The organism is Meiothermus sp. (assembly GCF_026004115.1).
Lineage (GTDB): Bacteria > Deinococcota > Deinococci > Deinococcales > Thermaceae > Meiothermus.
In genome coordinates this window covers 825,648-848,541 of sequence record NZ_BPIM01000001.1, presented here as the reverse complement: position 1 = coordinate 848,541, position 22,894 = coordinate 825,648, and the positions used below count along the sequence as shown (strand labels likewise).

The 22,894-nt window shown below is 60.2% G+C and carries 22 protein-coding genes and 3 tRNA genes; 21 read left to right on the top strand and 4 right to left on the bottom strand.

Annotation, left to right across the window (positions count from 1 at the left end):
• The first annotated feature begins 4 nt into the window (after nucleotides 1–4).
• The 8 genes from Q0X23_RS04020 to hisD all read left to right on the top strand — a co-directional run bounded on the left by Q0X23_RS04020 (nucleotide 5) and on the right by hisD (nucleotide 7,768).
• Nucleotides 5–2,458, top strand: a complete 2,454-nt coding sequence (locus Q0X23_RS04020; protein WP_297859094.1) for a cbb3-type cytochrome c oxidase subunit I — start codon at nucleotides 5–7, stop codon at nucleotides 2,456–2,458.
• A gap of 136 nt (nucleotides 2,459–2,594) precedes the next feature.
• Nucleotides 2,595–2,670, top strand: a tRNA-Lys gene (locus Q0X23_RS04015).
• 115 nt (nucleotides 2,671–2,785) lie between these two features.
• A tRNA-Glu gene (locus Q0X23_RS04010) sits at nucleotides 2,786–2,861 on the top strand.
• Nucleotides 2,862–2,864: 3 nt separating this feature from the next.
• Nucleotides 2,865–2,940: transfer RNA gene (locus tag Q0X23_RS04005), tRNA-Val, on the top strand.
• Between the two features lie 156 nt (nucleotides 2,941–3,096).
• Nucleotides 3,097–3,975 (top strand): DUF4384 domain-containing protein, encoded by an 879-nt coding sequence (locus Q0X23_RS16095; protein WP_308446074.1) that lies wholly within the window; start codon nucleotides 3,097–3,099, stop codon nucleotides 3,973–3,975.
• Between the two features lie 373 nt (nucleotides 3,976–4,348).
• Complete coding sequence (locus tag Q0X23_RS03995; protein ID WP_297859093.1) at nucleotides 4,349–5,437, top strand: aromatic ring-hydroxylating dioxygenase subunit alpha; 1,089 nt, start codon at nucleotides 4,349–4,351, stop codon at nucleotides 5,435–5,437.
• A gap of 136 nt (nucleotides 5,438–5,573) precedes the next feature.
• A complete protein-coding gene (locus tag Q0X23_RS03990) occupies nucleotides 5,574–6,377 on the top strand; it encodes a DUF3108 domain-containing protein (protein ID WP_308446073.1) in 804 nt (267 codons plus the stop codon).
• Nucleotides 6,378–6,520: 143 nt separating this feature from the next.
• Nucleotides 6,521–7,768: a histidinol dehydrogenase gene (hisD, locus tag Q0X23_RS03985; protein WP_297859092.1), complete on the top strand. Its 1,248-nt coding sequence runs from the start codon at nucleotides 6,521–6,523 to the stop codon at nucleotides 7,766–7,768.
• Between the two features lie 345 nt (nucleotides 7,769–8,113).
• Here hisD and Q0X23_RS03980 read toward each other — a convergent pair whose 3' ends face one another.
• Nucleotides 8,114–8,740, bottom strand: coding sequence for a hypothetical protein (locus Q0X23_RS03980; protein ID WP_297859091.1), 627 nt, complete (start codon nucleotides 8,738–8,740; stop codon nucleotides 8,114–8,116).
• A 110-nt stretch (nucleotides 8,741–8,850) separates the two neighbouring features.
• On the opposite strand from Q0X23_RS03980, the gene Q0X23_RS16090 reads away from it, so the two are divergent.
• Complete coding sequence (locus Q0X23_RS16090) at nucleotides 8,851–9,000, top strand: PIG-L family deacetylase (RefSeq protein ID WP_374707441.1); 150 nt, start codon at nucleotides 8,851–8,853, stop codon at nucleotides 8,998–9,000.
• 76 nt (nucleotides 9,001–9,076) lie between these two features.
• Here Q0X23_RS16090 and Q0X23_RS03975 read toward each other — a convergent pair whose 3' ends face one another.
• On the bottom strand, nucleotides 9,077–9,484 hold the full coding sequence (locus Q0X23_RS03975) for a hypothetical protein (protein WP_297859090.1): 408 nt from the start codon (nucleotides 9,482–9,484) through the stop codon (nucleotides 9,077–9,079).
• 47 nt (nucleotides 9,485–9,531) lie between these two features.
• Between Q0X23_RS03975 and Q0X23_RS03970 the strand changes: the two genes are divergently transcribed.
• From Q0X23_RS03970 to Q0X23_RS03945, 6 genes are all read left to right on the top strand, one after another.
• The gene (locus Q0X23_RS03970) at nucleotides 9,532–9,924 is read left to right on the top strand and encodes a rhodanese-like domain-containing protein (protein WP_297859089.1); all 393 of its coding nucleotides are present in this window, start codon (nucleotides 9,532–9,534) and stop codon (nucleotides 9,922–9,924) included.
• 21 nt (nucleotides 9,925–9,945) lie between these two features.
• Complete coding sequence (locus Q0X23_RS03965) at nucleotides 9,946–11,400, top strand: UDP-N-acetylmuramoyl-L-alanyl-D-glutamate--2,6-diaminopimelate ligase (protein WP_297859088.1); 1,455 nt, start codon at nucleotides 9,946–9,948, stop codon at nucleotides 11,398–11,400.
• A gap of 145 nt (nucleotides 11,401–11,545) precedes the next feature.
• Nucleotides 11,546–12,298, top strand: coding sequence for a Nif3-like dinuclear metal center hexameric protein (locus Q0X23_RS03960; protein WP_297859087.1), 753 nt, complete (start codon nucleotides 11,546–11,548; stop codon nucleotides 12,296–12,298).
• Nucleotides 12,299–12,326: 28 nt separating this feature from the next.
• Entirely contained in the window at nucleotides 12,327–12,953 is a 627-nt protein-coding gene (gene tmk, locus Q0X23_RS03955) for a dTMP kinase (RefSeq protein WP_297859086.1), read from the top strand.
• 44 nt (nucleotides 12,954–12,997) lie between these two features.
• Nucleotides 12,998–13,759, top strand: coding sequence for a glutaminyl-peptide cyclotransferase (locus Q0X23_RS03950; protein WP_297859085.1), 762 nt, complete (start codon nucleotides 12,998–13,000; stop codon nucleotides 13,757–13,759).
• Nucleotides 13,756–14,283, top strand: a complete 528-nt coding sequence (locus tag Q0X23_RS03945) for a DUF192 domain-containing protein (RefSeq protein ID WP_297859084.1) — start codon at nucleotides 13,756–13,758, stop codon at nucleotides 14,281–14,283. The genes Q0X23_RS03950 and Q0X23_RS03945 overlap by 4 nt, the downstream gene beginning before the upstream one ends.
• Nucleotides 14,284–14,359: 76 nt before the next feature.
• On the opposite strand, the gene Q0X23_RS03940 is transcribed toward Q0X23_RS03945, so the two are convergent.
• Nucleotides 14,360–15,517: an amidohydrolase family protein gene (locus tag Q0X23_RS03940; protein ID WP_297859083.1), complete on the bottom strand. Its 1,158-nt coding sequence runs from the start codon at nucleotides 15,515–15,517 to the stop codon at nucleotides 14,360–14,362.
• A 365-nt stretch (nucleotides 15,518–15,882) separates the two neighbouring features.
• Complete coding sequence (locus tag Q0X23_RS03935; protein WP_297859082.1) at nucleotides 15,883–16,461, bottom strand: GNAT family N-acetyltransferase; 579 nt, start codon at nucleotides 16,459–16,461, stop codon at nucleotides 15,883–15,885.
• Nucleotides 16,462–16,504: 43 nt separating this feature from the next.
• On the opposite strand from Q0X23_RS03935, the gene Q0X23_RS03930 reads away from it, so the two are divergent.
• The 6 genes from Q0X23_RS03930 to Q0X23_RS03905 all read left to right on the top strand — a co-directional run bounded on the left by Q0X23_RS03930 (nucleotide 16,505) and on the right by Q0X23_RS03905 (nucleotide 21,940).
• Nucleotides 16,505–17,011, top strand: coding sequence for a MogA/MoaB family molybdenum cofactor biosynthesis protein (locus tag Q0X23_RS03930; RefSeq protein WP_297859081.1), 507 nt, complete (start codon nucleotides 16,505–16,507; stop codon nucleotides 17,009–17,011).
• A 186-nt stretch (nucleotides 17,012–17,197) separates the two neighbouring features.
• Nucleotides 17,198–18,295 (top strand): type IV pilus twitching motility protein PilT, encoded by a 1,098-nt coding sequence (locus Q0X23_RS03925; RefSeq protein ID WP_297859080.1) that lies wholly within the window; start codon nucleotides 17,198–17,200, stop codon nucleotides 18,293–18,295.
• A 92-nt stretch (nucleotides 18,296–18,387) separates the two neighbouring features.
• The gene (gene deoD / locus Q0X23_RS03920; protein ID WP_297859079.1) at nucleotides 18,388–19,086 is read left to right on the top strand and encodes a purine-nucleoside phosphorylase; all 699 of its coding nucleotides are present in this window, start codon (nucleotides 18,388–18,390) and stop codon (nucleotides 19,084–19,086) included.
• A gap of 84 nt (nucleotides 19,087–19,170) precedes the next feature.
• Nucleotides 19,171–20,112 (top strand): ornithine carbamoyltransferase, encoded by a 942-nt coding sequence (argF, locus tag Q0X23_RS03915; protein ID WP_297859078.1) that lies wholly within the window; start codon nucleotides 19,171–19,173, stop codon nucleotides 20,110–20,112.
• A gap of 242 nt (nucleotides 20,113–20,354) precedes the next feature.
• On the top strand, nucleotides 20,355–21,320 hold the full coding sequence (gene argC, locus Q0X23_RS03910) for an N-acetyl-gamma-glutamyl-phosphate reductase (protein ID WP_297859077.1): 966 nt from the start codon (nucleotides 20,355–20,357) through the stop codon (nucleotides 21,318–21,320).
• A 2-nt stretch (nucleotides 21,321–21,322) separates the two neighbouring features.
• The gene (locus Q0X23_RS03905) at nucleotides 21,323–21,940 is read left to right on the top strand and encodes a DsbA family protein (RefSeq protein WP_297859076.1); all 618 of its coding nucleotides are present in this window, start codon (nucleotides 21,323–21,325) and stop codon (nucleotides 21,938–21,940) included.
• The last annotated feature ends 954 nt before the right edge of the window (nucleotides 21,941–22,894 follow it).

Sequence of the window (22,894 nt, the reverse complement as noted above, 5' to 3'; positions counted from 1 at the left end):
AATTATGGCTGTCGCAACTCCACAAACCACTTCCCGTCTGGGTTTCTGGGCCTCGGTCTGGGACTTACTGACCACCAGTGACCACAAAAAAGTCGGGATGATTTACCTGGTCACGTCCTTCGTGGCTTTCGGACTTTCGGGCCTGATGGCGGTGGCCATTCGCTGGCAGCTGGCGGGCCCCGAGCAGCAGTTCCTGGTGGGCGATGCCTACAACCAGGTGCTCACCCTGCACGGGGCTACCATGCTCTTTTTCTTCATCATCCCGGCGGGGCTGGCGGGTTTCGGTAACTTTATCCTGCCCCTCATGCTGGGCGAGCGAGACGTGGCCTTGCCGCGCATCAACGCCTTTGCGGCGTGGCTCTTCGTCTTTTCGGGGGTGCTGATTTACACCTCGCTTTTCTTTGGTGGGGCGCCGGATGTGGGCTGGACCTTCTACTATCCCTTCTCGCGCACTACGGGCCTGGGCACCGACTTCTTCATGATGGGCGTACTTCTGGTGGGGCTTTCGAGCCTCCTGGGTTCGGCCAACTTCGCTGCTACGGTCTACAATCTGCGGGCCAAGGGCATGGGCCTCTGGAAGATGCCCATCTTTGTGTGGGGCATTTTCGCTACCTCCATGCTCTCGCTCTTTGCTCTGGCCGGCATTACCGCAGCCAGTCTGACCGTATTGCTCTCGCGCAAACTGGGTTTGAGCCTGTTTGACCCTGGCATCGGCGGCGACCCGGTGCTCTATCAGCAGTTTTTCTGGTTCTACTCACACCCGGCGGTGTATATCATGCTGCTGCCCTACTTGGGCATCGCTGCAGAGATAGCTTCCACCTTCGCGCGCAAGCCGGTGTTCGGTTATCGCTTCATGGTGTTTGCGCTGGTGGGCATCGCGGTGGTGGGCTTCCTGGTCTGGGCGCACCATATGTTCACGGTGGGCGAGAGCCTGCTGTTCCAACTGGTGTTTGTCTTCTTCACGGTGCTGGTTGCAGTACCGACCGGGGTCAAAATCTTCAACTTGCTGGGCACCCTGTGGGGCGGCCAGCTCGACTTCAAAACCCCGCTGCTCTTTGTGATGGGCTTCATGTTCAACTTCCTGCTGGGGGGGATTACCGGGGTCATGCTGGCGGTGGTGCCCTTCGACTACCAGGTGCAGGACAGCTACTTCGTGGTGGCCCACTTCCACAACGTCCTGATGGCCGGTTCGGGCTTCCTGGCTTTTGCCGGGCTTTACTACTGGTGGCCCAAAATTACCGGGCGCATGTACCCCGAGTTCTGGGGTAAGGTGCACTTCTGGCTCTTCCTGGTGGGCTATTTGCTGACCTTCATGCCCCAGTACGTGCTGGGCTTCCTGGGGATGCCCCGCCGCTACTACACCTACCCGGATGGGCTCTACCTGTGGAACGAGCTGAACTTCGCTTCCACCGTGGGGGCGGTCATTCTGGCCCTGGGGGGTATTGCCTGGATGATTGCGGTGATCCAGAGCTTCCGTCAGAACGTCAAGGCCCCCGATAACCCCTGGGGGGGGTATACCCTCGAGTGGGCCACTTCCTCGCCCCCGCCCTCCTACAACTTTGCGGTGCAGTTCCCCACGGTTTTCAAGTCCGAGCGGCCCCTCTACGACTGGGAGAAGGAGGGTTTAAAGCCGACCCCCGTTGACCCCGCTACCATCCACTTGCCGGCGCCCACGGTCTGGCCCTTTATGACTGCCGTGGGCCTGCTCATTACAGGTATCGGTATCTCGCTGGCCCCTGATATGGGCAATGCCTCTGTGGGCGGGGTAGCCGGCTGGGGCGGCTGGCTGGCGGTGGGGCTGGTACTGTTTATTTACAGCCTCTTCCAGTGGGCCTTGCGCAAAGAGTACGACCACCCTGTGGTACACCACACCGTTACCGGCAAATCCAATGCCTGGGTGGGCATGGCCTGGTTTATCGTTTCGGAAATTGCCCTCTTTGGGATCCTGATTGCGGGCTACTTGTACCTGCGCCTTACTGGGGCTGCGGTACCGCCCGAAGACCACCGCCCGGCCCTGTGGCTGGCCCTGCTGAACACTTTCTTCCTGGTAGCCAGCTCCTTCACCGTTCACTACGCCCACCACGACCTGCGCACCAACAAGTTCTCGCCATTCAAGCTGGGCATGTTGATTAGCATCCTCCTGGGTGTGGTCTTCTTTCTCTTCCAGATTTGGGAGTTTGCTATTGCCTCGGGGCACTATGTCGATGCCCTGAACGCGGCGGGTCAGTCAGAAGCGGCCCAGAAGGCGGCTTTGTGGTTCACGGCCTTCTTCCTGATCGTGGGCCTGCACGGGGCCCACGTGGTCATCGGTGGAACCGGCCTAACCCTGGCCTACGCCCAGGGTCTGGCCGGCAAAATTGACAACCACGAGCAGGGCACCCTCGAGGGCTCCTCGATGTACTGGCACCTGGTGGATGCAGTCTGGCTGTTCATCGTGACCATCTTCTATATCTGGTAGTTTGGGAAGGCTCGAGGGTCGGTAAAGCACCGGCCCTCGGCTTTTTTTATGCGCGCCACGCTATAGACAACTGTGGGCCCTTTGCCTATAATCTCTAAGGCTGTAGGAAGCTTTTTGCTCCACATGCTGCAAAACCGGACCGCTAGCTCAGTTGGTAGAGCAACCGACTTTTAATCGGTTGGTCACAGGTTCAAGTCCTGTGCGGTCCACCAAAAGGCCCCCGGCGCGAGCCGGGGGTTTGGCTTTACGAACCGGCGGGCCTGTGTTACCCTGATGGACGGTCTTGTTTGCGGGCCTATCCCCGCAGACCCAAAAAAAGACTCCAGCGGCCCCATCGTCTAGTGGCCTAGGACGCCGCCCTCTCACGGCGGTAACAGGGGTTCGAATCCCCTTGGGGTCACCACACGGGCGACTAACTCAGTTGGTAGAGTGCATCCCTTACAAGGATGAAGTCGGGGGTTCGAGTCCCTCGTCGCCCACCAAGCCCAAAATACCAAAACCCCTTCATGCTGTTTCGCTCGAGGGGGTTTTGTTGTCTGGCGACTAAAGAATCGCTCAAAGCCAAGGTTAAGTTTTGCTGATGCAGGCTTCATGGCAGGGGGCTTCTGGTTTCCTACCCTGGGTTCAGGAGGAACCAGATGAAGCGACTGATTGCAAGCATGGTGGGGCTGTTGGGCCTGATGGCCTCTGCGGCGCCGGTGCTGAGCCCCCAGGGCATCATCGTCAACCCGGTGCCCACCGACCTGGACGTGCAGACCTGGCTCGACCGCGACCCTTCGGGGCTGGGCAACGCCACCTACTTCTTTGGCGACAAAATCAGGATTTACACCCGCGTCAACCAGAACGCCTATGTCTACCTGTTCAACATCAACGCCGACGGCCAGATTGACCTGATCCTGCCCAACGCCTTCAACCAGTACAACTACCTGCGTGCCGGCGAGACCCGGGTTTTCCCCGAGCCGGGCGCTCGCTACGACTTCACCATCGGCGGGCCTGCCGGCGTAGACCAGGTGCTAGCGGTGGCCAGCCGCACGCCGCTCTCGCTCGCCCAGGTGGCCGACATCAAAAGCGGGCAGATGCGGGTGCAGGGGGCCAGCAACCTGGCCCGGGCTCTCTCGATTGTGGTCACCCCTCTGCCCGACCGCGACTGGGTGAGCGACGTGGTGCGCTACAACGTGCAGCCCCGCTGGGCCAGCAACCCCGAGCCGCCCGTGCTAGTGGCGCCCAGGCCGCCCATCTTCTTCATTACCCCCATACCGGGTTACGGGGTGCTGTGGGAAGACCGCGAGGACACCGAGTACCGCGTGGCCTACCGGGGGGGCGATGTGGAGCAGATTTTTAGCTATTACCACCGCGACCTGCTCTCGAAGGGCTGGGTGAAGGTGAACTTCAAGTCTAAGGGGGGCAAGAAGAACCCGGCCTACGAAGCGGAGTACCGCCGGGGAGGGGATAAGCTCGAGGTGAGCGTAAGCCCCAGAGGCGGCGAGATGGTGGTCAAGCTCGAGTGGGGTAAGTAAGTCCCCACCCCCTCTCCCCCCCGCTGGAGGCGCGGGGGGCCTTTGCTTTAATAGCGCCCTTCACAGACGTTGCCGCCTGCGAAAACGAGAATGCGTCTGGGCCCAGGCGCATGTTTTCGAGTTTCCGGGCGGCAACTGTTCTGACTGGGGCAGAGGATTCCTAATGCCAGGAAGGCTCACTTTATGTGAAGAGCGCTCTATAATGGGAGCCATGCGCTCCTGGCTCGATATTCAGACCAAATTATTGCGCTTTGCCAGGGACATTATTGCTGCTGGTAAATAAGACCCCAGCCGCCCTCGTACAGTCGAAGCCTGGCTGTACCGACCTGGTTTGTTGGCTCAAAAACCCTGCCCCCTCGCCCAAGGAGCAACCATGAAGAAACTGGAAGTTCACCCCGATATTGCCCAGGCCGCCACCCTGCCCTCGAGCTTCTACCAAGACCCCGCCATTTACGAGGAAACCAAAGAGAAGGTCTTTGCCCGGAGCTGGCAGTGGGTGGGCGATACCGACGACTTGAAGGCCCCCGGTACAGTCAAGCCCTTTACTTTGCTGGAGGGTTGCCTCGACGAGCCGCTGGTTATCACCCGCGACTTTGACGACCAACTGCACCTGCTCTCCAATGTGTGCACCCACCGGGGGATGCTGGTGGCCGAGACCGGTGACAACGCCCGCTACCTGCGTTGCCGCTATCACGGGCGGCGCTTTGGCCTGGATGGCTGTTTTCAGGCCATGCCGGAGTTCGAGGGCGTGCAAGGCTTCCCCAGCCCCAAAGACGACCTGCCCAAGGTGGCTTTCGAGACCTGGGGCCAGGGGAAGTTTCTGTGGGCCAGCCTGAACCCCACCGTGTTGCTGCAAGAGGTGCTGCGGCCCATCCAGGAGCGCATCGGCTGGATGCCCTTGCGGCAGTTTTATTTTGAGCCTGCCCGTGCGCGGGACTACCTGGTGCGGGCCAACTGGGCGCTTTACTGCGACAACTACCTCGAGGGCTTCCACATTCCCTTTATCCATGCCTCCCTCAACACCGCCATTGACTACGGCAGCTACACCACCGAGGTCTACGACTGGTGCAACCTGCAACTGGGCATTGCGCCCCCCGGCGAGCCTTGTTTCGACCTGCCCAAGGACTCCCCCGACTACGGCCAGCGCATTGCGGCCTACTACTACTGGGTGTTCCCCAACCTGATGCTGAACTTTTACCCTTGGGGCCTGTCGGTTAATGTGGTGCGTCCGTTGGGGCCGGAGCTGACCAAGGTCTCGTTTCTGCCCTACATCTGGGATGCCGGCAAGCTCGAGGCGGGGGCTGGGGCTGCCCTCGACCGGGTGGAGCGAGAGGACGAAGTGGTGGTGGAGGCCGTGCAGAAGGGGGTTAAGTCGCGCTTCTATGACCGGGGACGCTTCAGCGTGGCGCGGGAGCAGGGGGTGCATCATTTTCACCGGCTGTTGGCGGAGGCCTTGGGGTAGGTGGGGAGTCTATCGTCCACAAGCCTATAGTCCATAGCCGATAGCTGAAAGCGGGGTAATGTAACAGATGAGCGCTTTGACGCTGGACCCTCGAGCCTGGACTTGCTTCTGACCCAGGGCTGGTAGGATGGTGGGCATGGATTGGGCGATTCCGCAGTCGCTATGGTATAGCCTCCGGTACGCCGGTCTTCCGGCAGGCGAGCAGCGCCTGACCGTGGAGCCGCGCCGGGATGGGTTGCGCCTGACCCTGGAAGCCAATGTGGAGCTTCCGCCGCCCAAAACCCGGCAGCGCTGGGAGAGCGAGGTAGACCCCCTGGGCCTGCCCCGCCGCTACCGCGAGCGGGTGGAGGGCAACGGGGCCCGGGTGATGGAGGTGGATTTTTCCCGTGAAGACGGGTTGGTAACGGTGAGCCAGGGTAAGGACGACTTTGCCATTCCCTATCTGGCCGAGATGCACGACCCGCTCTCGCTGATTCTGGCGGTGGGGAGGCTCAAACTCGAGGTGGGGGAGGTCGAAAAATTTGCGCTGGTCGGTGGCAGGGTTTATGTCGAACGCCTGCCCGACCAGACCCTCGAGGGGGACACTGCAGGCGAGAAGACCCCTCGCAATATGCGTGTCTACCGTCTGCGACCCGGTTTGAGCCTGCTTTACTTCGATGAAGACGGCTATCCGGTGCGCCTCACGCAGAAGGTAGGGGAGCACATTTTTGAGGCCGAGCTGACGCAGGTACAGCGCCTCGAGGCCGGACAACGACTACCGCCCATGCAGGGCCGCCAGGAACCGGCCCAACGTTCCAATGCTCAGCGCAACGGCCATCCCCGCATCGTGGCGGGAGAGCCGGGCAAACCCAGGGTGGTTGCCGGTGAACCCCCCAAAGAAAAAGAACGTGAAGGGGAGAGCCCCAGCCGCCGCCGTCGCCGCCGCAGACGGTATAGCTAGGGGGAGGCGATAGTTATGCTCAATAACCGACAGCAAGAAAAAGTTCCTGCCTCTTGTGCTTGATCGCTGTCTCTTGACCTAAAACCTTTTGACCTGCAACTTGCGACACGTGACCTTGTTTGTGCTGCTGAAGGGCCTTGTTTATGATCAAAACCCCAGAGCAAATCCGAGAGCACTTCAAAAGCCGCCGCCTGACGGTGGAGTATGGCGATGCACTCGAAACGGTGCGGCACATTCTGCACCAGATTGAACTCGAGGGCGATGTTGCTTTACAACGGATTAGTCAGGAAATAGACGGGCATCCGGTAGAGGAAATACCCAAGCGGGTCTGGCGGGAGGCTTACGAGAGCCTGGATGCCGACCTGCGCGATGCCCTCGAGACCGCCAAGGAACGCATAGAAACCTTCTACCGGCGTGAACCGATGGGGGGTTTTCTGGAGGCCGGGCCGGAAGGGGTGCTGGGCCAGCTGGTGCGCCCGCTGGATCGGGTGGGGGTGTATGTGCCCGGGGGGTCGGCCCCCCTGCTCTCCACTGTGCTCATGACGGCAGTTCCGGCCAAAGTTGCGGGGGTGGGCGAGATTGTGCTGGCTTCGCCGCCCAGGGTACACCCCGGCATTCTGGCTGCCGCCTGGGTTGCGGGGGCCGACCGCTTGTTCGGCATGGGCGGGGCGCAGGCCATTGCCGCACTGGCCTACGGTACCGAGACGGTGCCCCGGGTGGACAAAATCATGGGGCCGGGTAACCGCTACGTGGTGCTGGCCAAGCGCGAGGTGTATGGGGTGGTGGGGATGGAGGGCCTGCCGGGGCCTACCGAGACCCTCATTATTGCCGATGCCTCCGCCGACCCCAAGCTACTGGCCGCCGACCTTTTGGCCCAGGCCGAGCACGGCCCGGACTCGGAAGCCTGGTTGCTTTCGGCCTACCGCGAGCTATTGGAGCGGGTGATGGAGGAACTCGAGCGCCAGCTAGCCGACCTGCCCAGAGCCCCCATCGCTCGTCAGGCCCTGGAACGTAGCGGTCTGGTGCTGGTGGAGCATCTGGAGCAAGCCCTGGAACTGGCCAACCTATACGCCCCCGAGCACCTGTGCCTCTCCATTCACGACCCCCTGGCCGTCTTGGGAATGGTACGCAACGCCGGGGGTGTGTTCCTGGGAGAACATTCTTGCGAAGCACTTGGCGACTACATCGCAGGCCCCAGCCACGTGATGCCCACCTCTGGCACGGCCCGCTTTGGCGGCGGGCTTTCGCTGCGCGATTTTCTCAAGGTGATTCCGCTGGTGGGCCTTACCCAGGAAGCCGCCAGCAGGCTCTCGGTACTGGGAGCCCGCATGGCCCGCGAAGAGGGTCTGGAAGCCCATGCTCGGGCCCTGGATCGCAGAATGAAGGATTAGCTTGATTACGCACGTTGTATTTGTTGTTAGTAAGCTGTTACCCAGGTGTTCAGACACCTCTATAGCACCCACCAGACGGGCAAGGGGCGGGTTGACTTGGAGCCCCCTCTCTATGTCATAGGGAGAGACGGCGCGAGCCAAGGTGGGGCTGCTTCTGTTGGGGAAAGCAGCAAATATGGGCCTCGGTACAGTTGTTAACTCAACTGCTACGCTCGGCAACACTATTAACCGTGCTTGCCTACCAAGGTAGGGGTAGGGTTCTCAACCAAACAAAGGGCAGCGGACTTGTGGCCCGCTGCTACTTTGTTGTTTTTAGCTTTTGGCTTTTGGCTTACGGCCCGTTGTTTAATGCTCGGGCAAATAGACCCGCCCGCGCGCGGCAGCTACTGCCAGGTCTTGGCCGATTTCCTGACCTACTTTTTGATAGACGCTCATCCACTCGTCGTTGCTCATTTCTTTGTCCAGCACCAGCTTAAGCAGCAGATTGTAGGGGTGGTTGCCGCCGGCCAGGGAGAGGATGACATCGTTGAGGCCGATCATGTCCTTAAATTTGCGGATCATGCCCAGGGCGTCGAACTGTATTGTGGAGAGCGGTAGGAACTCGTCGGCCCCCCGGTACACCAGGCTGCTGACCTGCTCGAGTACGTTCATGGCTTTTTGGCGAAGGGCAGCTTCTTCCAGGGCCTTGCGGTGGGCCTCGAGGGCTTCCAATACCCTGGGTAATACCGGTTCAACCGGGGTACCCCCCAGAATGCGCTGGGCTCGCTCGTGCCAGCCTTCAAAGGCTTTGGAGACTTCAATCACGCTGGCGGCCATACCAGGGGAGGGGGGGCTGCCCTTGTCCAGTTGGCTGGCCACCTGGCGCAATACCCCACCCAATTCCCCCAGGCGGCTTTGTAGACGCTGTCCCTCGTCCAATAGGCCCATAACATCGGTCATTCCGTCCAAATCTTCCAATGATGTAATTACCATGTGGGTTCCCCCTAATGACTCACGAGACCGTGCAAACAAGCATGGGTACTCGAGCTACCCCAATTTACCCCAACCGCCAACCCCTGCCCCTGTGATATAACCCTGGGGTTATGGGTCTGGATGTATTGGCGATCGCCCCGCATCCCGATGACGGGGAATTGCGTTGTGGAGGTTTATTGAACCGCGCCAGGAACCTCCGGCAAAGCACCGGTATCCTCGATCTTACCCAGGGCGAGATGGGCTCCAAGGGAACTTTGTAAATACGCCTCCAGGAGGTATCGAGGCTTCCAGGCTACCTGGGCACGGCTATCGTGGCAACCTGTGCCTGGGCGAATCCTAAAAATCTATCTCGAGCTTGTACCGCCCGCTGCGGCCCTGCTGGTCGAGCTCGAGCTGGAAGCGTTCGGCGCCCCGCTGGTACACCGCCTCCAGCTTGGTGGCAGGGCTTTTGTACTCGAGGCGGGTGCGTACCCAGCCCCGGCTGGTGAGCCAGTTGTGGAAGAAGGCATAGACCTGCTCCAGGGGGTCGCGGGTTTCGAACTCGGCCTTGCTCGAGCCGCCCCGCTCCTCGCGCTTGAGGGCAATGCTGCCAGGGTAGGGTGGCAAACCCAGCCGCGCGTTGAGCACAAAGCCTGTAGGCTGCGGTGCGGGTACGGGCCGCACCGGTGGGGGTGGGGTGGGCTCGGGCCGCACGAACACACAGGCCGAGAACAGCAAGGGCAAAAGCCACAAAAGCATTCGCATAGCCCACCTAGCTTAAATGGCCCAGATGAGTAAATTGGGGTATGGGTATGAAAATCGGCTACCAAGCGCTGCTCGAGGCAGCCCTGGCCGAGATCGAGACCATCAAAGCCGAGGAAGCCAGGGCTTACCTGGGCGACCCCGACTGCGTGTTCGTGGATTTGCGCGATATCCGCGAGCTCAAGCGCGAGGGCAAGATTCCCGGGGCCTTCCACGCCCCACGGGGCATGCTGGAGTTCTGGGTAGACCCCGAAAGCCCTTACCACAAGCCCATCTTCGCTTCAGGCAAGAAGTTTATCTTCTACTGCGCGGGAGGCTGGCGCTCGGCCCTGGCGGCCCAGACGGTACAGCGGATGGGTCTGGAGCCTGTATGTCACATCGAGGGCGGTTTTGCCGAGTGGGTGCGGATAGGTGGAGCCGTAGAACGGCTGGAGGAGCGGTAAACGGGCGCTAAACTAAACCCCATGCCGACGCTGGCAGAGCTGTTTTCCCTGTTTGGTCAGAACGCCCCCGCCCTGGCCGTGGCGGGTATAACCCACGACTCGCGCTTGGTGCAACCCGGTTTTGTATTCGTGGCCATACCGGGTGTACCCCTGCCCAGCCGCCAGCCTTTTGATGGCCACGACTACATTCCCCAGGCCATCGAAAAAGGGGCAGTGGCGGTGGTGGGGATGCGTGAGCTGAACCTGGACGTACCCTACCTGCGGGTTTCCGATGCGCGGGCCGCCCTGGCCGACCTTTCGGCAGCCTTCTGGGGTTATCCAGCGCAAAAGTTGAGGCTGCTCGGCGTGACCGGCTCCAAGGGCAAGACCACCGTTGCGGTGCTGCTCCATCACCTGTTGCAATCGGCCGCTCCGCCGGTGGGTCGGCTCTCCACAGTGGGGGTCAGAATAGGGGATGAGGAGCTTTTTCTACCCGGCCACTTCACCACCCCCGAGGCCCCGCAGGTGCAGGAGATGTTGCAGCGCTTTGTGTCGGCAGGCTGCCAGCAGGCGGTGCTGGAGGTGAGCAGCCATGCGCTGGCTTTGGAGCGGGTGCGGGGGCTTTTGTACGAAGTGGGCATCTTTACCAACCTGTACGAAGACCACCTCGACCTGCACGGCAGCATGGAAAATTATTTCGCCGAGAAGAAGAAGCTTTTGGAGCGCTCGAGGTTTGCCATTGTGAATAGCGACAACCCCTGGACGCAAACCCTGGCCAAGCGCCCCCAGACCTGGACCTATGGCGCCCAGGGCGACTGGCGGCTACAGCACCTGGTGGAAAGTAGCAGCGGGCTGGGGTTTGAGGTCATCTCGCCCATCGGGTCGTTCCCGGTGCAGTTGCCCATGGTGGGGCGCTTCAACGCCGAGAACGCCCTGGCGGCCCTGGCCGCTGCGAGCCGGATGGGCCTCTCGGTGGCCCAACTCCAGGCTGGACTGGCCTGCTTTCCGGGTGTGCCGGGTCGGATGCAGCTACTCCAAAGCGAGCCCTTCCGAGTGGTGGTGGACTTTGCCCACACCGGGGCCAGCCTGGAAGCGGCCCTCCGAACCCTGCGCCCTACCACCCGAAACCGCCTGGTGGTGGTGATTGGGGCTGCCGGGAATCAGGATCCCACCCGGCGTACGGGCATCGGCCAGGTGGCCGGTCGGCTGGCCGACTTTGCCATCTTTACCGAAGAAGACCACCGCACCGAGCCCCTGGAGGCAATCCTGGAGACCATGGCCCGGGCTCACGGTGAACCCCGCCGCTACGCCCTGGTGTCCGACCGGCGCGAGGCCATCCGCTATGCGGTCTGGTTGGCCCAGCCTGGCGACACCCTGCTCTTTAGCGGCAAAGGCCACGAGCGGACGCTCGAGCGGGGCACCGAGATACTGCCCTGGAACGAGGTAGAGGAGGTGCGCCTGGCGCTGGAGGAACGCAAGATAAAAGCTGAAATATGAAGGCAAAAAACATGGGTTTGTCTGGCTCGAGAAGTTGTTGATTGGGCCTGAGGGTGTGCTTGGGGCATCACGAAAGCCCTCACCAAGCTCAAGTCCTTCACCGGGCCTAAGACGGGGTGAAGACTGGGTGACTTAGACTAGAGCCATGCAACGCGACGTGCTGGTTCGTTGGCTGGACGACTACCTCAAAATACGCGAGTTCAAAGATCCCTCGCTCAACGGCTTGCAGGTGGAGGGGAAAACCGAAGTGCGAAAAATTGGGGTCTCGGTGGACGCGGCCCAGGTGATCTTCGACCAGGCGGCAGAGGCCCAGGTAGACTTTCTGATTACCCATCATGGGCTTTTCTGGGGGCAGCCCTTTGCCATTGTGGGCTACCAGAAGAGGCGGCTGGAGCGGCTTTTTTCTGCAGGTATTAGCCTTTATACGGCCCATCTACCGCTCGACGCCCATCCCGAGGTGGGGAACAATGCGGTGCTGGCCCGCGAGCTGGGCTTGCAGGGGTTGGAGCCTTTCCCGCACCCCAGGTACGGCCCCATTGGCTTTGTGGGGCATTTTGCAACGGCAAAACCCCTGGCCGAGGTGATGGACCGCATCGGTGAGCTAACCGGAATGCAGCCGCTTCTGCACCAGGGGGGGCCGGATGAGATACGGCGGGTGGGGGTTGTCTCTGGGGGTGGGGCGGGCGACGTGGGCCTGGCCAATGCCCTCGGCTGCGACCTATACATCACCGGCGAGCCTTCGCACGCCCACTACCACGAACCCTTCGAACTGGGCCTCAGCGTGATTTATGCCGGCCACTACGATAGCGAGACCTTCGGGGTCAAGGCCCTGGCCGCCCGGCTGGAAGAGGAGTTTGGCCTGCCCTGGGTGTTTTTGGCCCACCCGACGGGGTTATGAAGATGGGTACTCTTATTGGGGAGGGTTGGTGAAGGGCCTCTTCCTTACTTTTGAAGGCCCCGAGGGTGCCGGAAAGTCTACCCAAGCGCAGCTTTTGGCTGACTGGTACAGGCAAAAAGGCCGTGAGGTTGTGCTAACTCGAGAACCGGGCGGTACCGAGTTGGGCACTGAGCTGCGCAAGTTGATTCTTACGAGACCCATGCAGCCAGAGACGGAATTCTTGCTGTATAGCGCTGACCGCGCCGAGCACGCCGTAACGGTCATACGTCCAGCCCTTGCCCGGGGGGCGGTGGTGCTTTGTGACCGCTGGCTAGACTCTTCGCTGGCTTATCAGGGGTATGGCCGGGGGCTTTCTTTGGACTGGCTCCGAGCCGTTTCTAGTGGTTTCTTAGGAGAGCTGAAGCCAAACCTTACGTTCCTCTTTAAGATTTCGCCCCGGCTTGGGCTTTGGCGGGCAAAACATCGGCGGGTGTCCAACGAACCTGATCGGTTTGAAGCCGAGGAACTGGCATTTCATCAAAAGGTTTTAGATGGCTTCCTGGAGCTTGCCCGGCAAGAAAGCGATCGGTTCGTTGTTTTGGATGTAGAGAAGCCATATGCTAACGAAGTTCAAGCAAAATTGCGCCGCTACCTGGAGGAAAGAGGAATGGCTTGACCCAGGTCTCATTCATCTTTGGGGCCTTGCGGTAAGGTAAAGGCGTGCTTCGCACCTTTTTATTCCTTTGGCTTCTGCTGGGTATGGCCCTGGCCCAGCCCCAGGTGCCGGTGTGGGGCTTCCGGGTGGTGAGTACCTACCCCCACGACCCCACCGCCTTTACCCAGGGGCTCATCTACCACAACGGCTTTTTGTATGAAGGCACCGGCCTTTACGGCCAGTCCAGCATCCGTAAGGTGGAGCTTAAGACCGGGCGGGTGCTGCAAAGCCGTTCGCTGGCCCAGAAATATTTCGGGGAGGGCATTACTTTGTTTCAGAACCGCTTTTACCAACTCACCTGGCAGAACCAGGAGGGTTTCATCTACGACCTGAACTTTAGTCCGGTGGGGCGCTTTACCTATCAGACCGAAGGCTGGGGCCTGACCCACGACGGGGCTCGGCTCATTATGTCGGATGGCTCCGCACAGCTCTTCTTTCTCAACCCGCGTACCCTGCGGCCCGAGCGTACCCTTACGGTACGGGTAGGGGGGCAGCCGGTGACGCGGCTCAACGAGCTCGAGTACATCCAGGGGCGCATCTGGGCCAATGTCTGGCAGACCAACCGCATTGCCATCATTAACCCCCAGAGCGGCAACGTGGAAGCCTGGCTCGACCTGACCGGCCTCGCCTTGCTGGCCCTGGCCCGCAACCCCGACCCCGACGCCGTGCTCAACGGCATCGCCTACGACAGCCAGAACCGCCGCGTGTTCGTGACCGGGAAACTCTGGCCCTTCTTGTTCGAGATTGAAGTTGTGCCCAACCCATGAACCGCTTCGGACGTATTCGCGGCTATGGCCTGGGGCTGATTGCCCTGGCGGTAGCCCTATCTACCACAGGCTATTTTTTGGCAGGCCAGATCCTCAACCGCCCAGCGCAACAACGCATGCCACTGGTAACCCGAACCGTGGTCAGCATCTCGAGCGCCAGAGGTTCCCTGGAACTACCGGTCTACAAAATAAGCAACCCCCGGCAACTCGAGGCCTTTGCCCGGCAAAACCTGAAAGCGAACCAGGGCATTCTGTATCGCTTTCCACAGGCTCGCGACGATGGCTGGACGGGCCTGGGCTTCAAAACCGCAGCGTCGGTGGCTTTTCTGGACAGCCAGGGGAAAATCCTGACTATTCTGGATGTCGAGCCCTGCCCGACACCCCTCCAGGGCAAAGGCTGTCGCAGTTACGATCCAGGGGTGGTCTACCGGCAAGCGCTCGAGGTGCCCCGGGGATGGTTTGCCCAGAACCAGGTGGAACCCGGCGCGCTGGTCAGCGTGAGACTGCCTGAGGGTAGCCAGTAGTTGTTACACGACTATTCGGGGGAAGCCCTCGGCAAATGCACGGTAGCTTAGCTCAACTAGACCGTTCTCGATAGAACTAAGACAACGACACCACCGGCTCGGTAGGAGGGCTGGCAAAGGTGCCGTAGAGTTCGGCCGCATTGAGGGAGAGGATGCGCTGGGCGGCCCATTCGGCTTCCTCGTTGGTGAGGTCGCCGTTGTAGACGGCTTGCTCCAGTACCTGCGCCACAATGCGCCGTCCCCAACGAGCCGCAATCCAGAACATTTCGGGGCTGTGGCGGGCGCTGGTGGAGAAGAGCACCTTGCTGATGGGTGCCAGGTGGGTAGCCTCATGCAGGGCGGTGCGCATGGCATGTACGCTTCCGGCGGGGATGGTGAGCCCCAGGTCCAGGTAAACGCCAGGGTAGCTGCTGGCCAGATAGCCTGCTTCCCGCACGTAGGGATAGCCATGTAGCAGGACGATTTTCAGCCCATGCAGTTCGGGGGCCTCCAGCACCGTGCGTAGCCCGAGGGGATTGGCCAGGCGCATATCCAGGGTGGGATCGCCATAGCCCGTGTGAAACTGCACTACCTTGCCTGTTTCGCTGGCTATCTTGAGGGCCATCCACAACATGGAATCCAGCAGGGGCTTGCTGGTGATGCGCGGGGTTTGACTGGAGGTCGGGCTGCGGCGCAATTCGCTGTAGGCCCGCTCGAGTTCGACCAGATTGTGCCGCCCGACATCCAGGCCGCTGCGATAGGCCACCACGCTCTTAAAGGCAGCCACCGAGGGAGCCAGCCCGCGCAGGTGGGCTTCAAAGGCCTGTAGGAGTCGGCTCGCGCTGTCGTGATGATCCAGCAATTTCTCCAGCTCGGTCTCGAGCTGCACAATCCGCCCTACCCCCAAGGCCAGGTGTGGGGCATAGGTCTCCGCATGCCACAGGTTTTCGCTGTCCTGGCTGTCCTCAATGAGCAGGTGAGAGATGTTGGCCTCGGCAAAGAGCCAGCGGGCCAGTTCGGGGTAGTTGTGCTGCCGACGAGCCTCCTCGAGGGCCTCCAGGCTGGGTTCACAGCCAAAAAACTCGGCCAGGTCGCGCAGGCTGCGACGAAAAAAAAGGCTGTCCCGCATAAAGGGGCGCATCTCGGGGCTTGGGTTCTGGGTGAAGTAGCGCTCGAGCGGTTCGGCCCGCCAGCGTTCCTCTTTGAACAACGAATACGCGTGGTGATCGTAAATGGGAATGCTGGTTAGGTGCATGCGCCCCCCAATTGCAGACGTCAGGCAGATTTACTATCAAAGACCCGCACTGCTCAAACGGCCGACGCTTGCTTGCATTTTATTGTATACCGTTGAAACTGAACAGCTTGGAGTTGATAAGAAATCCGTTTATTTCGTTCCCAATTTTCCTAACAATCGCCCAAAATGCTGCTCGAAAGAAAAGATCTTGCTAGAGATTCCTCTTCGGATGGGCACGGCCCGCCACCTGACCTCCCCCGCTGGGGGAGGAAAAGGGGGTTTTCCCCAAGGGGAAATGGAATGCAACAGGCAGTTTTTTTCGAGAAGGAATCCATCCCCATACGGCGGCCATCCTCAAGGGTCATTCTAAATGGGTATCTTTTCGCCTATAGTCGGTAAAGCCTGGCCTCGAGCCCCTTTTTGACCTGAGGCCACTCGTCGTCAATGATGGAGTAAACCGCCGTGTTGCGGATGACGCCGTTGGGATAAATCTGGTCTTTGCGCAGGATACCCTCGAAGGTGGCCCCCAGCTTTTCGATGGCTTTGCAGCTGCGGCTGTTGCGGGCATCGGCCCGAAACTGTACCCGGATGACTTTGAGTTGCTCGAAAGCATGGCAGAGGAGCAGATATTTGCTTTCGATATTGGTATAACCCCCTTGAAAAGGGGTGAAAATCCAGGTGGTGGTTTCCAGCGAGCGGTACTCAGGGTTGACCCGCACATAGCCGGTACGCCCCGCCATCTGGCCGCTGGCTTTGTCGAAGATGGCCCAATTGACTCGGTCTTTGGCCGAAAGCAGCGACCGGACGTAGTTTTGCATGGCCTCCAGGGTGGCTTCCCGAGGGGCATTGCTCAGGTACTGCACCATCTCCGCGTCGAAGTGCTCGAGCAGGGCGGGGGCGTGCTCCAGGCTCAGGGGCTCGAGTTTAATAAAGCGGCCCTCCAGTATAACGCTCTCGTGCCACATATAACCTAAAACTATCATTTTTGTGGTCTAAACTGGATGGCAAATGATTCGAGTCGGCATCCTCACCATATCCGACCGCGAGGCCCGTGGCGAGGTCGAAGACCGCGCCTACGCGGTGATGCGCGAAACCCTAGCCTTTGGCCCCTACGAAATTACCAACTATGAGATTATCCCCGACGAGCCTGCCCAGATCAAGCGCATGCTGCGCTTGTGGACAGACCGGGACGGCCTGGATTTGATCCTGACTAGCGGCAGCATCCGCCTGAGCAGCCGCGACCACGTGCCCGAGGCCACCCGCGACATGCTGGAAAAAGAAGCTCCGGGCATTGCCGAACTCATCCGTATGGAGACCTACAAAAGAAACCCCTTGGCTGCTCTTTCCAGAGGGGTGGCCGGTGTGCGGGGCAAAACCCTGATCGTTAACTTGCCGGGTGGCCCCCAGGGGTGCAAGGATTCGCTCGAGGTCATCCTGCCCCTGATCCCCGAGGCCGTGCAGCGTATCACCGGTCGTCCGGTGGCCCGGCTGGACAATGCCCTTTCCTTCGACTGAGCTTTTCAAAAAACCATCCACTCCCCGCAAGGGGAGTTTTTATATGCGCTATCTCTCCTTATCAAGCCCCAAAAGACCTGCGTGTATGGCCCCAAAACAAAAAGGGTAGCAAGATCCGTAACGCTCTACGGTTTGCAAACAGCCTCAGGGCGACAGCAAAGATGATAGGCTTCCTCTTGATTGCCTATGCATTTTGAAGAAATGCTCACCCTGCTTGTGCATAAAGGTGCCTCGGACATCCACCTGCATGCTGGAATGCCGGTGCTGGCCCGTATCGGGGGCGAACTCAGAACCATCACCCAGAGTGCCATCACCCCGGAGTTCACCACCAGCCTGGTCGAGAAACTGTGTACACCCCAACAACAAGCCCGCCTGCACACCTTTCGTCAGGTGGATGTGGCTTATAGCCTGCCGGGCCTGACCCGGCTACGGGTGAACCTCTTTTACCAGCGGGGTTCTATCAGTGCGGTGCTGCATACCCTGAGCAGCGAGGACAAAGACCTCAGCAAGGTGAGCCTGGACGCGGCGTACCTCGAGTTCTTCCGCGACCAGCGCCGGGGCCTGGTGCTGGTCACGGGGCCCATAGGTGCCGGCAAATCCACTACCCTGGCCCGTCTGGTAGACGAGATTAATACCCACCACACCCGTGTCATCGTCACCGTCGAGGACCCCATCGAATACCTGCACCGCCCCAAGCGCTCGGCTGTGATCCAGCGCGAAATTGGTTCCGATGCGGTTTCCTACGAAAAAGCCCTGCTGGCTGCCATGCGCCAGAATGCCGATGTGATTGTGATAGGCGAGATCCGCGACCCGGCCACTGCCTCGGCGGTGCTCAATGCGGTCTATACCGGCCACCTGGTGCTCTCGACCTTTGTGTCCAGCGACAGCAGCAGCGTGCTGAACCGGATGCTCGAGCTCTTCAGCCAGGGAGAGCGCAACATCAACCGGGTGCTGCTGGCCGAAAGCCTCCTGGGCATCATCCACCAACGCCTGGTACCCACCACCGATGGCGAGCGGGTGCCCGTGACCGAGGTCATCACCATGACCCCCCGGATCCGCGAGGCCCTCAAGCAGCCCAGCCAGACCGACCGCCTGCGCGAGGTTTTGCGCGAACAGGGCCTGGAAGGCTACCAGAGCTTCGACGAAAACCTGCTCTCCCTGTACAACAAGGGCCGGGTGGACTACCAGACGGCCCGCCTGTATGCTCAGAACCCCACCCAGTTTGAACTCGCCATCCTGCGCCAGTCCGATAATCAGGGCTTTGGGGACTGGGCCGACGAATAATGCGGAAATACGGGGGTCTTTGCCCACCTTTGGTTCCGAGCCGGCGAACCGCAGCCATGTACGGTATCTGCTCTAAACGATAAAGTACAGACATGACGCCACACATCTCCGCTCCGTCCGGTGCCATTGCCGAAGCCATCCTGCTGCCGGGAGACCCCTTGCGGGCCAAGTACATTGCCGAGAACTTTCTGGAAAATCCAGTGCTCTATAACCAGGTACGCAACATGTTTGGCTATACCGGAACCTACAAGGGAAAACGGGTTAGCGTACAGGGCACCGGAATGGGCATCCCCTCGGCCAGCATCTACATCCACGAGCTCATTCAGTTTTATGGTTGCAAGACCCTCATTCGGGTAGGTACGGCGGGGGCCATTACGGAGCACCTCAGACTGCGGGATCTGGTTATAGCCCAGGCGGCCAGCACCGATTCCTCCATCAACAACCTGCGCTTTGCCGGTCAGAACTATGCCCCCATTGCCGACTTTGAGCTCATGCGGCGAGCCTACGACCATGCAAAAGCCAGGGGGATGTCGGTGCGGGTGGGCAATGTGCTTTCGACCGACACCTTCTATCACGACCAGCCCGACGCTTACAAAATCTGGGCGCAATTTGGGGTGCTGGCGGTTGAAATGGAGGCCGCAGGGCTTTACACCCTGGCGGCCAAGTTTGCGGTGCAAGCTTTGTGTATCCTGACCATCAGCGACCATCTGATTACCCGTGAGAAAACAACGCCACAAGAAAGACAGGAGACCTTCAATCAGATGGTCGAGGTGGCTCTCGAGACCATCTGATTTTTTGCCAGAATATTCCCAACCTGTATAATCAAACCCCATGCCTGCGTTTTTATGCGCATCAGGCATTCCCGGAGGCAACCTGTGGTTGAAGCAATAAAGCCAGTTTCCAGCCTGAAAGGCCGCGATTTTCTCTCGAATCTCGACCTGTCGCCGGCTGAATACCGCGCAGTGCTCGATACGGCCCATGCCATGAAGCGGGGAGCGTTCAAGGGGTTGCGGCCCCTCGAGGGCCAGACCTTAGCCATGATCTTCGAAAAGCCCAGCCTGCGCACCCGAACCACCTTCGAGGTGGCCATGAACCAGCTGGGGGGTCACGCGGTCAACCTGACCAACGCCGAAATTGGCCTGGGTACCCGCGAGCCGGTGCGCGATATTGCCCTGAACTTGGAACGCTGGGTGGAGGGCATTATGGCCCGGGTCTATCTGCACTCCACCCTCGAGGAGCTGGCCCGATACTCCTCCAAGCCCGTCATCAACGGTCTTTCCGACCTGCTGCACCCTGTACAACTGCTGGCCGACTACCAGACCATCGAGGAAACCTTCCCGGATACGCGGGGGCTCAAGGTGGCCTACATCGGCGATGGCAACAACATGGCCAACGCCCATATCCAGTGTGCGGTGCTGTCGGGGGTCAAGCTCACCATCGCGACCCCGCGCGGCTATGAGCCCAACGCGATTATCTACATGGAGGCCCTCAAGCTAGGAGCCGATATCACCCTGACCCACGACCCCCGCGCTGCTGCCGAAGGGGCCCAGGTGCTTTACACCGACGTCTGGGTCTCGATGGGCCAGGAGGCCGAGGCCAGCCAGAAGCGCAAAATCAAAGACTTCGCCGGTTTTCAAGTGAACCCGGCCATGCTCGACCTGATTGACCCCGATGGCATCTTCTTGCACTGCCTGCCTGCTCACTACGGCGAGGAGGTGGTGGAGGAGGCCACCCTGCACAAGAAATCGCGCGTCTTCGATCAGGCCGAAAACCGCCTGCACGCGCAGAAAGCGCTGCTTTACCATTTGCTAAGCTAGAGAGGTGGGTCTTTTCGAACTCTGTTCGCAAGCTGGTCGGTTAGCCGCGAAAAGAATCGCCCCTGGCGGTGGTTTTTCGCCTGAGAGCCATGCTCTTGGAACTGGGTGTAAACCCCGATGAGCCCCCCTGCCTTCGAAAGTCGGCTGGCCCTTCGATAAGGGCGGGGTTCGCGGTTGACCTGAAACCTGAGGCATACGTCAAGTTGAACATTTCACATAGCTGACTTTTGGCGGGAAAGAACATGAAAAAACCCACCGTGTTTATTGATGGCGAAGCGGGCACCACCGGCCTACAGATTCGGGCGCGCTTGCAGCGCCGCGGCGATATCGAACTGGTTTCCATTGACCCTGCTAAGCGCAAGGATGAGTCTGAGCGCAAGCGGCTATTAAACGCGGTGGATGTGGCCATCCTCTGCTTGCACGACGACCTGGCCAAAGCCGCGGTGGGGATGCTGGAGAACCCCGAGACCCGCATTCTGGACGCGAGTTCGGCCCACCGGGTGGACGAGGGCTGGGTGTATGGGTTTCCGGAGCTAACCCCTGCGCAACCCGAACATATTCGCCGGGCTCGCCTGGTTTCCAACCCCGGCTGCTACCCCACCGGCGTGATTGCCCTGTTGCGGCCCCTGATAGACGCTGGGCTGTTGCCCAGGCGCTTTGCGGCCTCGGTGAATGCCATCTCGGGGTACTCGGGGGGTGGGCGGCAACTGATAGAAGCCATGGAAGGAAGGGGAGAGCACCGGCTGGCCGGCGACTACCGGGCCTATGGCCTCGAGCTGACCCACAAACACATCCCCGAGATGACCCTCTACTCGGGCCTCGAGCACCCCCCCATCTTCACACCGGCAGTGGGGCGCTTTCGGCAGGGCATGCTGGACTTTATCCCCATCCACCTTTGGGCCCTGCCCCAAAAAGTCAGCGGGGCCGAGCTGCATGAGGCCCTGGTTGAGCGCTACCGCGGTCAGCGCTTTGTGCGGGTGATGCCTTTGGAGACCTACGGGGCGCACCACCCGGTACTGGACCCCCAGGCCCTCAACGGTACCAACCTGCTCGAGCTCTTCGTCTTCGAGAACCCCGCGCGCGAGCAGGCCCTCCTGGTAGCTCGATTCGATAACCTGGGCAAGGGCGCTTCGGGGGCCGCGGTGCAGAACCTCGACCTGATGCTGGGCCTGGAGGGCCCCTACACCTACGAGTATTTTGGATATTGACGATGCAGACCGTTACGCTGTACCTCGACTACCTGTGCCCCTTCGCCTGGCGGGGCCTCGAGCTGATTCATGTGGTGGCCCCCCAAATGGGCCTGGAGCTGGAGCTGCGGCACTACAGCTTGGAGCAGGGCAACCACCCGGAAAACCAGGGTCTGCCGCAGAGCGCCCCGGTCTGGAAGCTGGCCGAGCAGCCGCTGGAGGGCCCCAAGTCCCTGCGGGCCTTTCTGGCCTCGCATGCGGCCCGTCAACAGGGGAAGTCGGCCCACCTGCGCTTTGCCCTCGAGCTGTTTCGGCTGCGCCACCAGGATCGGCGGTCACTGGGCGACGACCAAACCTTTGTGGAGGCCGTAGACCGGGCCGGCCTGGATCTGGAGCGCTTCATGGCCGACCTGGAAGACGAGGAAAACCGGCGGCTCGAGCTCGCCCGCGACCTGGAGCAGGCCGGGGAGCTGGGGGTATTCGGCACGCCCACCTTTGTGCTGCCTTCGGGCGACGCAGCCTATTTTCGCTTTAGCGAACTCACCACCGAGCCCGAGCTGGCTGTACCCCTGTGGGAGCTTTTTACCGCCGTGCTGCACAACGGGGCCCACATCGAGACCATCAAGCGGCCCCGCAAATAGCTTTCGCGGTCTGCTCAATATTTTACTGCAGGAATTGGTAGCAAAAACCAAGCTGGGCACGTTTTTTGCGCCAATTTCGGATTCAATGAGATGAACCGGCGGTTACCGCTGAGCCTGGGGTGGTGGAGGAGGCCGTGGTATCAAGTATCTCCACGATAGCTTTGTGACATGCGTACTCACCAGGAGATTGGGCAACTGCGCCTCGAGCAGCAACCCAACACTCTCCGCGTTGTCGTCTCGCGCATCTTCCGGATGTGGCGCAACATAAGTACAACAACGTTAGGAATTTGCTCTACCCGAAAAGGGGAGCCCATAAGCTGCGCCGCTTTAAAGACCGGCCACTTCTTTCACCGAGACCGTCACCACAAAAATCTAATGTGGGCGCACTTAGACCTCACGGAATTTCGCCTCATCCAAACCAGCGCCCACTTTCAAGCCCGGCTGGGTCGACCCTCTCGGAGCGTGGTGAATAGAGCTATGCGGTGGAGACACAAAGCCAGATCATCCTGAGAGTGGTCTCGAGCAGCGGCTTCTTCTATGTATCAATGCTCAAACGCAGGTTTCGCGCTCATGTTAAGTGCGGGGGCTACCTGATTCTGGTGGACTGTGGGTTTGATGGACGGGTTTAGGGCCGCCTGGCCCGATACCGTCGTTTCGGTGTGGAGGGAATTTGAGGGCGACGAACCGTGGGGCCGGGCTAAGCGGGTAGTCCGGGCGAGCCAGAAGACCAGGCAGCAGAGCAGCAGGAATTAGAATATCTTCAAAAGATATTAACCAAGCTCTAAGCCCTAAAGGCAATATCCAGGAAGAATTAGACGATAAATATCATGTATACACGAGCAAAAGTTACGAGCTATCTTGTTTTTACCCAGTTGCAGCGTTTGCTGCGTTTTATTCGAATCAGCACGATGGGATTGCTGGCTGCTGGGTTTATGCTTGGTACAGCTGCATGCA